Source organism: Streptococcus cuniculipharyngis, assembly GCF_007859195.1.
GTDB classification, from domain to species: Bacteria; Bacillota; Bacilli; order Lactobacillales; family Streptococcaceae; genus Streptococcus; species Streptococcus cuniculipharyngis.
The window spans coordinates 66863-82861 of the sequence record NZ_VOHL01000003.1; the positions used below are offsets into that span (position 1 = coordinate 66863).

Annotated in this window: 13 protein-coding genes; 7 read left to right on the top strand and 6 right to left on the bottom strand. The window is 40.0% G+C overall.

Features of this window, described 5'->3' with window-relative positions:
* Positions 1-11: 11 nt before the first annotated feature.
* The 3 genes from FRX57_RS05205 to yfmF form a co-directional block, all read right to left on the bottom strand.
* The gene (locus tag FRX57_RS05205) at positions 12-947 is read right to left on the bottom strand and encodes a helix-turn-helix domain-containing protein (protein WP_146567383.1); all 936 of its coding nucleotides are present in this window, start codon (positions 945-947) and stop codon (positions 12-14) included.
* A gap of 61 nt (positions 948-1008) precedes the next feature.
* The gene (gene yfmH, locus FRX57_RS05210; protein ID WP_146567385.1) at positions 1009-2298 is read right to left on the bottom strand and encodes an EF-P 5-aminopentanol modification-associated protein YfmH; all 1290 of its coding nucleotides are present in this window, start codon (positions 2296-2298) and stop codon (positions 1009-1011) included.
* A 4-nt stretch (positions 2299-2302) separates the two neighbouring features.
* Positions 2303-3544: an EF-P 5-aminopentanol modification-associated protein YfmF gene (gene yfmF, locus FRX57_RS05215; RefSeq protein ID WP_146567386.1), complete on the bottom strand. Its 1242-nt coding sequence runs from the start codon at positions 3542-3544 to the stop codon at positions 2303-2305.
* A 110-nt stretch (positions 3545-3654) separates the two neighbouring features.
* Here yfmF and yaaA point away from each other — a divergent pair, with 110 nt between their 5' ends.
* Together yaaA and recF are read left to right on the top strand one after the other, a co-directional pair.
* Positions 3655-4026: a S4 domain-containing protein YaaA gene (gene yaaA / locus FRX57_RS05220; protein ID WP_146567475.1), complete on the top strand. Its 372-nt coding sequence runs from the start codon at positions 3655-3657 to the stop codon at positions 4024-4026.
* 2 nt (positions 4027-4028) lie between these two features.
* Positions 4029-5123, top strand: coding sequence for a DNA replication/repair protein RecF (recF, locus tag FRX57_RS05225; RefSeq protein WP_146567388.1), 1095 nt, complete (start codon positions 4029-4031; stop codon positions 5121-5123).
* Between the two features lie 17 nt (positions 5124-5140).
* Here the strand turns inward: recF and FRX57_RS05230 are convergent, their stop codons facing one another.
* The 3 genes from FRX57_RS05230 to trpS form a co-directional block, all read right to left on the bottom strand.
* The gene (locus tag FRX57_RS05230) at positions 5141-6013 is read right to left on the bottom strand and encodes a GRP family sugar transporter (RefSeq protein WP_146567390.1); all 873 of its coding nucleotides are present in this window, start codon (positions 6011-6013) and stop codon (positions 5141-5143) included.
* Positions 6014-6102: 89 nt separating this feature from the next.
* A complete protein-coding gene (gene guaB, locus FRX57_RS05235) occupies positions 6103-7584 on the bottom strand; it encodes an IMP dehydrogenase (RefSeq protein WP_146567392.1) in 1482 nt (493 codons plus the stop codon).
* Between the two features lie 72 nt (positions 7585-7656).
* On the bottom strand, positions 7657-8676 hold the full coding sequence (trpS, locus tag FRX57_RS05240; RefSeq protein ID WP_146567395.1) for a tryptophan--tRNA ligase: 1020 nt from the start codon (positions 8674-8676) through the stop codon (positions 7657-7659).
* 109 nt (positions 8677-8785) lie between these two features.
* On the opposite strand from trpS, the gene FRX57_RS05245 reads away from it, so the two are divergent.
* The 5 genes from FRX57_RS05245 (at position 8786) to FRX57_RS05265 (ending at position 15849) form a co-directional block, all read left to right on the top strand.
* Positions 8786-9655: a YitT family protein gene (locus tag FRX57_RS05245; protein WP_146567396.1), complete on the top strand. Its 870-nt coding sequence runs from the start codon at positions 8786-8788 to the stop codon at positions 9653-9655.
* Between the two features lie 137 nt (positions 9656-9792).
* Entirely contained in the window at positions 9793-10353 is a 561-nt protein-coding gene (locus tag FRX57_RS05250) for a helix-turn-helix transcriptional regulator (RefSeq protein WP_146567398.1), read from the top strand.
* 166 nt (positions 10354-10519) lie between these two features.
* Positions 10520-11137 carry a hypothetical protein gene (locus FRX57_RS05255; protein WP_146567400.1) on the top strand — a complete coding sequence of 206 codons (618 nt, stop codon included), beginning with the start codon at positions 10520-10522 and terminating at the stop codon, positions 11135-11137.
* Positions 11138-11571: 434 nt separating this feature from the next.
* Positions 11572-13191, top strand: a complete 1620-nt coding sequence (locus FRX57_RS05260; RefSeq protein ID WP_146567402.1) for an ATP-binding cassette domain-containing protein — start codon at positions 11572-11574, stop codon at positions 13189-13191.
* A gap of 69 nt (positions 13192-13260) precedes the next feature.
* Positions 13261-15849 carry a YfhO family protein gene (locus FRX57_RS05265; protein ID WP_146567404.1) on the top strand — a complete coding sequence of 863 codons (2589 nt, stop codon included), beginning with the start codon at positions 13261-13263 and terminating at the stop codon, positions 15847-15849.
* Positions 15850-15999: the final 150 nt, after the last annotated feature.

Below are 15999 nucleotides of genomic sequence, written 5' to 3' on the forward strand. Positions count from 1 at the left end.
ATCATTTTCTCTTACGATTGAACCGTTAAAGTAATGTAACTTAAACTACTGGTTAATGAGGATAAATCTACAGGTTGACCGTCAATGGTAACCGAGATGCTCTGACTATTTCCTAGCGTGATAAGGCTAGAACTAGTTCCAGCTGGTAGATTAGTCTGGTAGGTTGGATTTTCGGATGTCAACAGAACACCTTCTTCTCCTGTTTCACTCCCACTGATTGCAACCCAGGCTTCTTCCGCCCCTTCTACAAGACTTAGGCTCACGCCAATCTCTGGACTCGGATTTTGTAAGGTCACTGCCAAATTATCTTGACCTCCAGAAACTGCTAAACTTGGTTTAGGATTAGACTCAGCTGGAGTTGAGGTCGTGCTTGCTTCACTAGCTGACTGACTAGCAGAACTAGTCGTCACAACATACTCAGAAGCTACCGGCTGATTTTGATGTTGTTGCAACTGTTTCCAAGTCACATAGGCCACAAAAGCCAAAATTGCCAAGGAAAGCAAGATCAGAATCAACAAGGGAAGATAAGACTTCTTATCATCCTCTTCTTTATGACGACTTCGTCTCGTTTTAGAGGGAGTTTCTGCCTGACTTCTGTCCTGAAGCGTTAAGGGCTTGACTTGCACAGGCGCGGTTTCTCTTGGTACGATGAGAGGAGCCTTCTCGGATGAAGACTCTTTTTTAGTAATCTCAACTTTGGCTGTTTCCTTACTTGAAGCTAGATTGCGATAACCGTGTATCAGGGAAACACCATCTAAATCAACCGCATTGGCATATTTCTCAATATAGGTATTAATCCTATCTTTGGGCAATAATTTAAACTGGTCCATCTCCATGGCCAAAAGATAGTGGGTTGGAACATCTGATATGCTTGCTGTTTCTTCTAAACTATAACCTTTGGCAACCCGAGCTTGCCGCAAGCGTTCTCCAATACTTTCTTCTCTCATACGCGACCTCTTCTATACAAACTCAAACTAGTTTTATTATATCATAAGCACTATTTTTTAACTACTTAGGAAAGATAGTAAAATCTGTCATATCTGCTTGATTTAAAAATTCCTTTCCAATAGCAAGGATCTTGGCCAAATCCAACTGCTCCAAACAAACTGGAATATCAAAATAAGTTTCATCTTCCGTCAAATAGGTTACAAATTGGCTAGTCAAATGACCGATATCATCTAGACTACGCATGAAATCACCGTACATTTCCCGCTTCACCAATTCTAAATGCCTGACTGTCATATCCGGTGACTGCTCAAACTGACCAAGGGTTGTTTTTAACAAATTTGACATAGCAATAGGTTGATCTGTATCTAATAAAATCATAACAAATCTAAAGCGAGAGCTAACCTCAATCTCAATGTCAAAAGAATCATCCACCCGACCCGACTCGTACCATTTTTGATAGGTCTTTGAAGTCCAACCCATAAGTAAGGCAAAAAACAACTGTAAACCAAGCCTCTGCTCTAATAGGGAGAAACTGCTAAAAGGTAGACCTCTAAGTCCCAAAGAGTATTTAGGCTTGTTGATGTCTTCAACTTGGATGGAACGTTTTACAATAACCGGTGGGTGAGCAACAGATTGTTTTACGGGTAAAGGAAGAGAGGGACTATTGCTAAACAAAGATTGACAATCTTTGACAACTTTGTAAATTTGTTCGACATCAAATTGTCCAACCACAATCAGACTCATATTATTGGTTTGATAAAAAGATTGGTAACTCGTTTGCAACTCTTGGTAATCAATCTCCGCTAAACTAGAACGACTTCCAGCAATATCTGCTCCTAAAGCTGTCTTGGGGTACAGGTTGTGCAGGGTCCCACTATATAATAGGTAGTCACTGTCGTCAGCATACATGTCAATTTCTTGACCAATGATTTCCTTTTCCCTAGCGATAGATTGCCCTGTCACAGATAGATTTGAAAGCATTTCAAAAAGTAATCTCAGACTATCCAGGCCTTGTTCCCTGGCTGAAAAAAAATAATTAGTCTGTTCAAATCCTGTAAAGGCGTTAGACTCTGCTCCTAATTTCACAAAAGCAAGGCTAGCATCTTTTCCATTATCTAGCTCAAACAACTTATGCTCCAAAAAATGAGCCAGCCCCACGGGATACTTTGTCAACTGATCACCAACAGATGTAAACTCACTGTCAATTGAGCCGAATTTTACACTTAAAAGCCCACTAATTTCGGTAAACTCTGCTTTAGGTAAGAGGTACAAGTTCAAGCCATTTGTCAATCGAGCCCGATAGTATACTTCATCAATAGCTGATAACTGAATTTTTTCTAATCTTGTCACTATCTCACACCCCCTCCAAAAAGTAAACTGATTGCATTTTTATACTGCCAGCTAGCTTGACAATTTCTGCCTTAGAGACCTTGTCAATTTCTGTCAACCACCTGTCAACGTCCATTGCTGCACAGTAATTGAGACGATAAGTTGACTCCACCAGATACTTCGGGCTATCTTCTAGCAAAACAATGCTTGTCTTTAGCATTTTTTTAGTATGCTTAATCAAGTCTATAGAAAAACATCCCGTTTTAAAATCCGTTAACTGCTTGACAATAAGTTGTAAAGTTCTATCACGATTACTGGCATCAATCCCTGAATAAACCTGCAAGAGGCCCGTGTAAACATCTAGATGGCTACCAATCTGGTAAGACAGACCGGCTTTTTCACGAATTTCAGTAAATAACCGTGAATGAGAAAACATTCCTAACATGCCGTTTAACAACAAGAGACTAAAATAATCCTTACTTCCGTAAGGCGTCAGAGCATGGTAAGCCAATTGAAGAACAGATTGTTGGTTAGGTTTAAACTCAGTCTGATGACTAACCACATTTGAATAATGTTGTTGATAAAAATAATTGAGTTCAACATGACGCTCTTCAAAAGGGTACTGATGGATTAACTGCAAAACCCTGTACTCATCAAAATCTCCAACCACAAAAATATCGATTTGATCTTCCTGTAACATTTTTTGAAATTCTTGATAGGCCGTATAGGAGGTTTCTTGTTGCAATAAATCAGGAATTGCATAAGGAGGAAGCGCTAGGGAATCTTGTCTAAAAAAGAGTTTTTTTACCTGCCAGTCACTGTAGTCAAAAGCATCTTCCATGCTTGAGCTGATAGCATGAATGAGGTTCGTTTTTTCACGCTGAAAAAGTTTTTGCTGATACTGGACAACTGAAACTAGTGGATTGAAGAGAGCATCATGTAAAAATTTAAATACTTCTACTAAAACACTATCACCATTAACAGCATAGCGATCAGCAACAAAATTAATATCTATATCTAGAATATGAACCTGACCTTTGCTACTGACTTGAGTAGAAAAATGGGCCCCATAAAGATGGGCTAATTTTTCTCGAAAGCTTTGCAGACTTGGATAGGTCGCATTAGCCGTTTCCAGTATTTGGGCCACTAGGGCACGACGAGCAACACTTTGCTTCTTTAATGGACTTGAAAACCGACAAGTAATATGGTTATTTTTAAACTTCTTTGTCTTTATTGGGTGTAAATAAACCCCTTTTACAATTTCCATACAAGCCTTCCTTTAAGTCAACGTTGCTTTCAATTATATCATTTTATCAACCTATCTGCCTACTAAAAATAATGAAACATGCTATAATATTAGCAGAAAGGTAAGAAATGATGAAGTATAAATTATTTAGCGATTACATCACCCTACAAGCCCTGCTAAAAGAGCAAGGAATTATTGCAACAGGTGGGGCTATTAAAGCTTTTTTAGCTAACAATACTGTCCTTTTTAATGGAGAAGATGAAAAACGTCGGGGGAAAAAACTAAGGGTTGGGGACCAAATCCAACTGCCAGAGCAAGGAGTGACCATCACCCTCATCCAACCTAGCCCAGCAGAAATGGAAGACTATCTCGCTGAAGAGGCGGAAAGAAAACGGGTGGCTGAGCTGGTTAAACAGCTTAATCAAGGCCAGAAAAAAGCTAAAACAGCCAAAAATCCTTCCGTTAAAGGCAAGAAAAAACCTGTCCGCTTCCCAGGAACTTAGCTATGTGGTTAAAAGAACTCAGCCTAACTAATTTCCGTAACTACACCAGTCAGACAGTCACTTTCTCTCCTAAATTGAATATTTTCTTGGGAAAAAATGCTCAGGGAAAAACTAATTTTTTAGAGGCCATCTATTTTTTGGCCTTAACTCGCAGTCATCGAACCAGATCTGACAAGGATTTGATTTATTTCAACCAGGAACAACTCAAATTGACAGGGCATTTACAGAGGGTGGTTGGCCCTGTCAATCTTGACATCAGTCTTTCCAGTAAAGGACGACTCATCAGTGTCAATCACCTCAAGCAAGGTCGACTGTCTGATTATATTGGAACCATGACCGTTGTTCTCTTTGCTCCTGAAGATTTACAACTCATCAAAGGTGCTCCTAGTTTACGGCGTAAATTTATTGACATTGATTTGGGACAAATCAAACCCATCTATTTGGCTGATTTATCTCACTACAATCATATCTTAAAGCAGCGAAATAGCTATCTAAAGACTGTCAAGAAGCTTGACACTGACTTCTTAGCGGTCTTAGATGAGCAACTAGCCCACTATGGTAGTCGGGTGATTCAGCATCGTTTACAGTTTGTCCAAGATTTAGAAAAAGCAGCCAACAAACACCACCAGATTATCTCAGATGGCCTTGAAAAATTAGCCATCACTTATCAATCAACGGTCACTTTCGATACTGTCAATGACTTGGAAAGGTCGTTTATTCAACAATTAGCAAATCAGCGTCAACGTGATCTCTTCAAAAAAAACACTGGTATTGGGCCCCATCGTGATGACCTTAACTTTGCCATCAACCAAATGGAGGCCAACTTCGGTAGTCAAGGGCAACACCGCAGTCTGATTCTGTCACTAAAAATGGCTGAAATTGATTTAATCAAGCAGGTCACTGGCGATTACCCAATCTTATTACTTGACGATGTCATGAGCGAACTTGATAACCACCGACAAACCAAATTACTAGCAGGTATTGACCCAGAAGTTCAAACCTTTATCACGACTACTAGTCTGGATCACCTTAGTCACCTGCCTAGTGATTTAGACATTTTCTATATTGACAAGGGAAAAATAAGCAAAAAAAGTTGACAACTCTGTCAACTTTTTTAATATGATTTAACAATTCCTAGTAAAACTGCTCCAATAATAAAACAACTAACACCTAGCAAAACCCAGACCATTTCTTTCTTGGTTTTCTTCTCTCCTAGAATAACAATCCCGCCAATAATAGAAATAATTGCCCCTAGTTGTGAGAAGGAAAAGGCGATAGCCAGACCAGCTTCTGCCGCTGCTAAGAGCATAAAAATATTACCAAAGCCCCACATAATACCAACAATGGAATTTTTTAACACAACCGGTTCAAAATTTACCTGGAATTTCATAAACATGGCAGCCCCTAGCACCATCCCAAAGGACATGGGAAGAATAGCTGACATGGGATCAAGATTGACAATATTATTAAAGAAAACGGTATAAGACACATAACCCAAAGTTGATGTTGTCAAGGCTTGGAAACCCTTTTTGAAATCTCGTGGTTGACTATCTTGACTAGCAGACTTATCCTTATCTTGCTTACTAGAAAAATAGAAACCAACCAAAAGGAAAATCAAGGCAATCGTACCTAAAATAAATTGAATGGGTTTTGTCCACTCTTGAAAAGCTAAGACACCAATCAAGCTCCCAATAACTAGTTGACTACCACTTGACAGAGGGTTGGCAACGGATACCCCCATATATTGCATGGCACTAAACTGGCCATTTTGACCAACAGCCCACAACATGCCGCCGATAATGCCATAGAGCCAAGTCATGACTGTCAACTCTGGCCTCACAATCATGTAAACGACACTGGCAAAAACAACCGCTCCTAAGGTTAAACCAAAGGTTTGTTGATTGGGAGTTCCCCCAATTTTATTACTAATAAACCCAATACTTCCCCAAGCTAGCATGGGAACTAAGGCGTATAAAATTCCTGTCATTTTCTTTTTCTCCTTTATCCGGTTGACAATCCGTGTCAACCTTTTTCCTTTATTTTTGGCGACAAAAGAACTGGTTAAACCAGTTCTTTTTATCTCATGGAATAATTTGGTGCTTCGTTAGTGATTTGAACGTCATGGGGATGACTTTCAATTAGGCCTGCCCCACTCATCTCAACAAATTGAGCCTTGTCATGTAGTTCAGCTAGGTCGCCAGCGCCAACATAGCCCATACCAGAGCGGATACCACCCAACATTTGGAAAACGATATCGGCTACTGCACCCTTATAGGCAACACGTCCTTCAATCCCTTCTGGGACTAATTTGTTGGCTTCATTGACTGACCCTTGGAAATAACGATCACTTGACCCTTTTTTCATGGCTGCAATTGATCCCATACCACGATAGGTCTTAAATTTACGACCTTGGAAGATTTCGGTTTCTCCCGGTGCCTCATCCGTTCCAGCAAACATGGACCCTAGCATGACCGCATGGCCACCAGCTGCCAAAGCCTTGACAATATCTCCTGAATATTTGATACCACCATCTGCAATAATGGTTTTACCATATTCACGCGCCACACCAGCAGCATCATAAATAGCTGTTACTTGAGGGACACCGACACCCGCTACCACACGAGTGGTACAAATCGAACCAGGTCCAATACCGACCTTAACCACATCAACACCGGCATCATAGAGAGCTCGTGTCCCTTCTGCCGTTGCAACATTTCCTGCAATCAGGGTCTTATCTGGGAAGGTTGCTCGAATTTCAGCAATCTTACGCAAAACACCTGCTGAATGACCATGGGCTGTATCAATGACAATGGCGTCAGCACCAGCTTCAAACAAGGCTTCCGCACGCTCAAAGGTGTCAGACGTTACCCCAACAGCCCCTGCGACCAAGAGACGACCAAATTTATCCTTGGCTGCATGTGGAAATTCAATCACCTTTTCAATATCTTTAATGGTAATCAAGCCCGACAAACGACCAGCTTCGTCCACCAAAGGAAGCTTTTCAATGCGGTGCTCTTGTAAAATACGCTCGGCTGTTTCTAAGTTAGTTCCAACTGGGGCAGTGACCAAATTTTCACTGGTCATGTGGACTGAAATCGGTTGATTGTAGTCTGCAATGAAACGTAAGTCACGATTGGTCAAAATACCCACCAATTTACGATTTTCCATGGTTTCAACCACTGGAACACCACTAATGCGGTAGCGACCCATCAACTCATCTGCCTCAGCAATGGTATGATTTGGGGTCAAGAAGAAGGGATCAATGATAACACCATTTTCTGACCGCTTAACCTTACGGATTTCCTCGGCTTGCTCTTGAATTGACATGTTTTTGTGAATCACACCCAAGCCACCTGCACGGGCGATGGCAATGGCCATCTTACTATCAGTAACCGTGTCCATGGCTGCAGTAATAATTGGGATATTCAAGACCAGATTATCTGCTAGTTTTGTTTGAAGATTGATTTCATTTGGCAAGACATGACTCTCTGCTGGAATCAATAAAACATCATCAAAGGTAAAGCCTTTTTTCAAAAACTTGGTCTCCCAGTTTGACATGACAATAGGTTCCTCTTTTCAATTTTTATTTTTACTATTATAACAGGTTTTGCACATTAAGTCATCACCCAATTAAAAATAATTAAGTCCCATGGCTGCCTTGACTTCCGATAGGGTTTGAGCTGCCTTCTCACGGGCCACTTGACTGCCCTTTTCTAGCATACGATAAACCTGCCCCATATCCTTGGCATACTCTAAACGACGCTCACGAATTGGGGTCAATTCACGATCCAAAATTTCTAGTAAATAACGCTTGGTTTTCACATCCCCTAAACCACCACGTTGGTAATGTTCCTTCATCTCAGCGATGGTCTGGGCATCTTCTTCTCGACCAAAAACATCCAGATAATGAAAAACCATATTCCCCTCAATCTGGCCGGGATCTTCCACCCGAATATGATTAGGATCAGTGTACATGCTCATGACCTTCTTTTGCACCGTGTCCATATCATCTGCTAGGAAAATCCCATTATTCAATGATTTGGACATCTTAGCATTACCATCTAGCCCTGGCAAGCGTCCTGCCGCTTCATTAGTAGGATAAATCCCTTCCGGCTCTACCAAAATGTCGGTTTGGTAAGCATGATTAAAACTACGGACAATCTCACGGGTTTGCTCAATCATAGGTTTCTGATCGGTACCAACAGGTACCAAATTAGCCTTAAAGGCTGTAATATCAGCCGCCTGAGCAATAGGATAGACTAAAAATCCTGTCGGAATTGACTCCCCAAAGCCTTTTTGAGCAATCTCAGTCTTGACTGTTGGATTGCGTTCCAAACGAGCCAAAGACACCAGGTTCATGTAATACATGGTCAACTCCGCCAATTCTGGAATCTGACTTTGAATAAAGATTGTCACCTGTTCTGGATCCAAACCTGCCGCCAAATAATCCAAGGCTACCTGCCCAATAGATTCTCTTACCTTTTGTGGGTTTTTAGCATGATCAGTCAGGGCCTGCTGGTCTGCCAAAAAGACAAACATCTGGTAGTTGCCCTCCTGTTGAAGCAAGACCCGATTCTTCAAACTCCCGACATAGTGACCGATATGTAGCTTGCCTGTCGGTCGATCGCCGGTTAAAATAATAGGTTTCATGTCTCTTCTCCTTGAAAAATTCTATCTTCTAAATTATACCATAATATCTTGACGAGCTATAGGCTGGTAGGGCATAATTAAGAGTAAAAAGACTTTGAAAGGAAAACTCATGAAAAATCGTTTAATGGATTTGCTACTGGTAACCTTGGGCTCGCTCATTGCCGCCTTTGGCTTTAACACCATGTTTTTGGACAATCAGATTGCCTCAGGTGGCATGGTTGGCCTAGCCGTTGTTTTCAATAAACTCTTGGGCTGGAGTCCTTCTGTCATTCTCATGCTCAGCAATATTCCCCTCCTCATCCTTTGTTATTTCCTGCTCGGACCCAAGGTCTTTCTCAAAACGGTTTATGGGGCAATGATCTATCCCCTAGCCATCAACTTGACATCTAGCTTTCCCACCATAACCAAAAATCCACTCCTAGCTGTCATTTTTGGTGGGATTATCGTTGGTTTAGGCCTTGGTTTGGTCTTTCGTGGCAATTCTTCTACGGGGGGAACAGGCATCATTACCCAAATTATCCATAAATACACTCCCTTGTCTCTGGGAGCCTCTGTTATCTTGATTGACGGTATCAGTGTCCTTATGGGCCTGATTGCTTTTTCGCCAGACCGTGTCATGTACTCTACCTTGGCCCTCATGGTCATTAGTTACGTCATCAATCGCCTTGAAACTGGCTTTAATGCCTCTAAAATGGTTATGATTATTTCCAAAGAAACTGAACAAATTAAAGAACATATTACCAAGGTGGCTGATCGTGGGGTCACTCAAATCCCCATTCAAGGAGGCTACTCTACTACTGATAAAACCATGCTGATGACCACCATTTCTAGCTATGAGTTTCCAGCCCTCCATCAACATATTTTAAGCCTTGATGAGGCAGCTTTTATCGTGGTTTTACCAGCCAGTCAAGTCTTTGGTCGTGGCTTTAGCATGACCAAGCACCATCTCCAGAAGGACGATATTATCCTGCCAATGTAAGATTGACAAACCTGTCAACCTTGTCAATCGTCACTTTGTCAAAGCCTTTTGACAAGAAAACTAGAACCTGTCAAAGAGATTTTATGGTAAACTAAGGCTAAAAAGACTAAACTAAAGGTATTCAAGGAGATGATCATATGGAGCTGCAAAACAAACTAGTTGAATTAAGAAAGGAAAGGGGACTGTCGCAGGAAAACTTGGCTGAAAAACTTTATGTTTCTCGTCAGACCATTTCTAACTGGGAAACTGGCAAGACCTACCCAGACATCAATAGCCTACTTTTGATAGCTACCTCCTTTGACATCTCTTTAGATTATTTAGTCAAAGGAGACCTTCCCATCATGAAACAAGCACTTGAACAAAAACTATTGAAGAAATGGTTCCTTATTCTAGTTCTGTCCTACTTTGCTTTTTCTGTCGCCTATCCAACACGCTATTTACTAGACAGTAATCAATTTTCGCTACTCATTACTTTTTTAGGTGGCATTCTCCTATTTTCTTTATTTCAAGTTTGCTACATTATCAAAAGGTATTCTTTGAACACCTATGCCGATCTTGTCAATTTTCTAAATGGTAAGCAAAGAAAAATTCCCAGATGGCAAAGTGAGTTAGGTTTTGTCCTTACTTTAATGCTAACCAGCTGGTTGATTTTCTTCTTAGGAACTGCCTTATCTACTTTCCTATTTTGGTCATCTTGATACCAAATTGACAGACTTTACAAGTTTGTCAATTTTTCTTCATAATTTCCACTATTTTAGCAAGTTTTTATTTGTATTACAGACAATTTTAAGGTATAATGAAAGCGTAAACAAAAAGGAAAATAGGATTTAGAAAGGGGCCTATTATGAAAAAATTAGAAGATATATGTATCTAGCAACTATTACTCTTAGTTTCGTATCTACGGTTATTCCTACCAAAGTAGTTTTAGCTAATGATTACGCCACGAATCAACAAACAGAGACCCCAACTGTTAATACTTCTCCTGTTTTTTCAAGTGATGAAATGAACATTATTACTGATAAAGGTAAGTACTCTTATGACGAATCCATGACAAGAACTGCAATAGATTTATCAAAATACTTTGGATATAACGAGTATGGCGATATTATACTAATGGCAACTAAAGAACAACTTGCTCAAGATTTAGGAATCACTGAAGAGCAGGCTCTAGAATTATTAGCCATTTCTGATTTAGGAGCAAGAAAATACAATTTCCGTGGATTTGTAGGAGTCTATCTAAATCTTGGTCCTCAAGTTAGAAAGATGAATGGTTGGGCTGCGGGAGTATTTGCTGGAGGTTATGTTGGCTGGTATGCTAAACAATTAGCTGCAACAGGCCCTTGGGGAGCTGGGGCAGCAGCTTTAATAACGGCGAGTACAGCAGCGACAGTTAAATGGGCTGTAGAAAATGGAATAAGAACAGTTCCAATTGGGAAAAATATCCCCGGATACAACTACTCATTCAGCGTCAATATTCCTTAACCATCATGATTAAAAATTATAAAAAAGATTTACTGGCGGTAGGTACATCATTAATTTTATACCTGCCAGTCGCGTTCATCATAAGTTTGTTTCGTATTTTTGATTTCAAACTCACAATTCTAGGAACGTGTTGTTACCTTTTGGGAGCCTTCTGCTACTCACTCTATGTAACGAAAGAAAAACATTACTTCTTGGCATATTCTATTTTACTTTTTGTAATTAGTTTGTCTTTTAGTCAATAAAGAACATTTTTCATCGTAATATATGCACGTAGCCATCCTATTGTCTTCAGTACTCTTGACACCAAATTGACAGACTTTACAAGTTTGTCAATTTTTTTATAACAAATTTACTTGCTCTTTGTCTTGTTTTTCTTGAAAAATCCAGCTTTTTATCGTAAAATAAAAGAGATTATAAAGAATGAGGTAAGTCTTTTGCTAACAGTTTCAGATGTGTCGCTTCGCTTTAGTGACCGTAAACTTTTTGACGATGTTAATATCAAATTTACAGCTGGTAACACCTATGGTCTAATTGGTGCCAACGGAGCTGGAAAATCAACCTTTCTAAAGATTTTAGCGGGCGACATTGAGCCAAGTACAGGTCATATCTCCCTTGGCCCAGATGAGCGTCTCTCTGTCCTACGTCAAAATCACTTTGACTACGAAGAAGAGCGTGCCATTGATGTCGTTATTATGGGAAACCAAACCCTTTACGACATCATGAAAGAAAAAGACGCCATCTACATGAAGGAAGATTTTTCTGACGAAGATGGAGTCCGTGCTGCTGAACTAGAGGGAGAATTTGCCGAGCTTGGTGGTTGGGAGGCTGAAAGTGAGGCTGCTCAACTCCTGCAAAACCTTAATATCCCTGAAGAGCTTCACTACCAAACCATGAGTGAACTAGCCAATGGTGACAAGGTCAAGGTCCTCCTTGCCAAAGCCCTCTTTGGTAAGCCAGACGTGCTCCTACTTGACGAGCCGACCAATGGTCTTGACATCCAATCCATTAACTGGTTGGAAGATTTCTTGATTGATTTTGAAAATACCGTTATCGTTGTTTCCCATGACCGCCACTTCCTTAACAAGGTTTGTACCCACATGGCTGACCTTGACTTTGGCAAGATTAAACTCTTCGTTGGTAACTACGACTTCTGGAAAGAATCATCTGAATTAGCTGCCCGCCTACAAGCTGACCGCAACGCTAAAGCGGAAGAAAAAATTAAAGAATTACAAGAATTCGTGGCTCGTTTCTCTGCCAACGCTTCAAAATCTAAACAAGCAACATCGCGTAAAAAAATGCTGGACAAGATTGAATTGGAAGAAATCGTGCCATCTAGCCGTAAATATCCTTTCATCAACTTCAAGGCTGAACGTGAAATTGGTAACGACCTCTTGACCGTTGAAGACCTAAAGGTCGTTATTGACGGTGAAGTTATCTTGGATAATATCAGCTTTATTCTTCGTCCAGGTGATAAAACAGCTTTAATCGGCCAAAATGACATTCAAACCACTGCCCTTATTCGTGCCTTGATGGGAGACATTGACTATGAAGGAACCATCAAGTGGGGTGTGACAACCAGTCGCAGTTACCTACCAAAGGACAATTCTCGCGATTTTGCATCAGGCGAAAGCATTCTTGAATGGCTCCGTCAATTTGCCAGCAAGGAAGAGGACGATAATACCTTCTTGCGCGGTTTCTTAGGTCGTATGCTCTTCTCAGGCGATGACGTTAACAAGTCTGTCAACGTTTTATCAGGGGGAGAAAAGGTCCGTGTCATGTTGTCTAAACTCATGCTCTTAAAATCAAATGTTTTGGTGCTTGATGACCCAACCAATCACTTAGACTTAGAATCCATTTCTAGTTTGAATGATGGCTTGAAAGATTTCAAAGAAAGTATCATCTTTGCCAGTCATGACCATGAATTTATTCAAACCTTGGCCAATCACATTATCGTTATTTCAAAAAATGGAGTCATTGACCGTATTGATGAAACCTACGATGAATTTCTTGACAATAAAGAAGTTCAAGATAAGGTCCAAGAACTTTGGAAATAAAAGAGTTTGGCCTGGCCAACTCTTTTTGATTAGCTCTCATTATCACATTAAAGGAAAAATAAAGTATCTATGACTATTCCCCCTAAATTCAGCAAATACGCTAACCTTATTTTCTATATCATCTCTTTCTTGCTTCCTCTTTTCATCGTTTTTGCCAGCCTCTTATCACTGGGAATCTCCTGGGGAAGTGATCGGACCATCTTAGCTAGTGACGGCTTTCATCAATACGTTATTTTTGCTGAAACACTCAAAAATATCCTACATGGTACAGACAGTCTTTTTTATACCTTTACCAGTGGTCTTGGACTAAATTTTTATGCCTTAACTAGCTACTACCTAGGAAGTTTTCTTTCACCACTAGTTTATTTTTTTAATAACCAGACTATGGGCGATGCCCTCTATCTCTTGACCCTCCTAAAGTTTGGCTTGATTGGTCTATCCAGTGCTTATAGCTTAAAAAAGCTTTACAAGACTGTCAATCTTCCCCTCTTGCTAGGACTATCAACCTCTTATAGTTTGATGAGTTTTGCAACCAGTCAACTAGAAATCAATATGTGGTTAGATGTTTTCATCCTGATTCCTTTGATTATCCTAGGTTTACATCAAGTGTTACAAGGACAAGGTAAGATTCTCTATTACCTCACGTTGACCACATTATTTATCCAAAATTACTATTTTGGCTTTATGACAGCCATCTTCCTCGTTCTCTATGTCTTTGTTCAAGAAACCAAAATTAACAGTTGGAAAGACAGATTTAACAGCTTTAAGCAATTTACAATCGTGTCAATATTGTCAGGTTTGTCAAGTGCTGTCATGCTACTTCCTACCTACCTTGACTTAAAGGCTCATGGCGAAAAATTCACGCCCATTACCAGTCTTTTCACTGATGGGGCATGGTACCTTGATCTCTTTGCTAAAAATGTTGTTGGGGCCTATGACACAACAAAATTTGGTGCCATCCCTATGATTTATGTTGGCATTTTTCCTCTTATCTTATGTCTGACCTTCTTTACCTTAAAAACTGTCAAGTTTAGTGTCAAGTTGGCCTATGCCCTCCTCCTTATCTTTATCACCACAAGTTTCTACCTGCAACCTTTAGATTTATTGTGGCAAGGAATGCACGCGCCAAATATGTTTCTACATCGCTATGCTTGGCTTCTTTCCCTGACTATTATTCTACTAGCCGGGGAAACCTTGACACATCTGTCAACAATAAGATGGAAACAATTTCTCTTTCCTTTTGGCCTTCTAATCGCTGGTTTTACCTTGACAGCCTTCTTTACTAAAAAATATGATTTTCTAGAACCTGTCAATTTAATTTTAACTGCTGCATTTGTCCTTGCCTATCTGATTATCCTAGTCAGCTTTACTGAAAAACAAGTCACAAAACTAGTTTTTATCATCTTTACACTAATCTTTACAATAACAGAAATTGGTGTAAACACCTATTATCAGGTAAATGGCGTTTCCACTGAGTGGGTCTTCCCAGCAAGAGATTCCTATCAGAAAAATATGGTAGAAATCAATAAATTAGTCGCCTATGCCAAAGAAAACTCTGATTCCTTCTTCCGAATGGAGCGACTACATCCCCAGACAGGCAACGATAGCATGAAATTTAATTACTATGGCTTGTCCCAATTTTCATCTATCAGAAATCGCTCATCTAGCAGTACCTTGGACCGATTTGGCTTCAAATCAACAGGAACAAATCTCAACCTCCGCTATCAAAATAACACCATTATCATGGATAGTCTCTTGGGAATCAAGTACAACTTCAGCCAAAATATGCCAAGTAAATTTGGTTTCCAGGAAGTTTATGAAAATACTGGCATGAAACTCTACCAAAATTCCTACGCCAGTCAACTTGGTATTTTGACCGAAGGGATTTACAAAAATTTTGACATGACTGTCAACACCCTTGACAACCAAACCAAGTTTCTTAATCAGCTTTCTGGCCTCTCTCAAAACTATTTTACCCGTTTAAATGCTAGCTTAGAACAGGGCGCTACAATCCTCGATAATCAAATTACAGTCACACAGGCAGAGGACAAGACAACCAGTGTTAGCTACCTCGTTCAAATTCCTGCCGATCGACAAGTCTATGTTAGCGTACCAAATCTAACCCTCAGCAACGAAGACAATAAAACAGTCCAAATTAATATCGATGGCCGCGACTATCAGTATACCACCTCAAATGCTTACAGTTTCTTTAACCTAGGAAATTACAATCAAGCAGGGACTCATCGAATTGTCTTTAGTTTCCCTAGTCAAGAAAAGGTGACATTTACCCCCCCTAATTTTTATGCACTTAATCTAACAAATTACGATAAGGCCATGTCTATCATCAATCAAAAAGATATCCAAGTTACCAGCAATAAAAATAAGGTAACTGCCTTCTATAAGACCGATAAGGAAGCTTCAATTTTGTTCACTCTACCCTACGATAAAGGATGGACAGCTAAACAAAATGGTCATCCCCTTCCAATCAGAAAAGCACAAAATGGTTTTATGGCAGTAGATGTCCAATCAGGATCAGGCACAATCGTCCTAACATTCATGCCAAAAGGTTTCCTCCTTGGCTTAGGTATATCCTTGCTAGGATTGTTATTCTTCTGTCTCTACCTTATCAAGGGAAATAAAACAGCAAAAACGAACTAAAACTCTCAGAATCTCCGTCCTTAGGACGGGATTCTTTTTTCTACCCCAGGAAATTGACGCAAAAAAGACTCATCTGCTATAGGCTGAGGTTAGCCTTTCACAAATGAGTTTTTCCTTAGAAAATAAAAAACTGCTCCCAGCAGTTTCAAA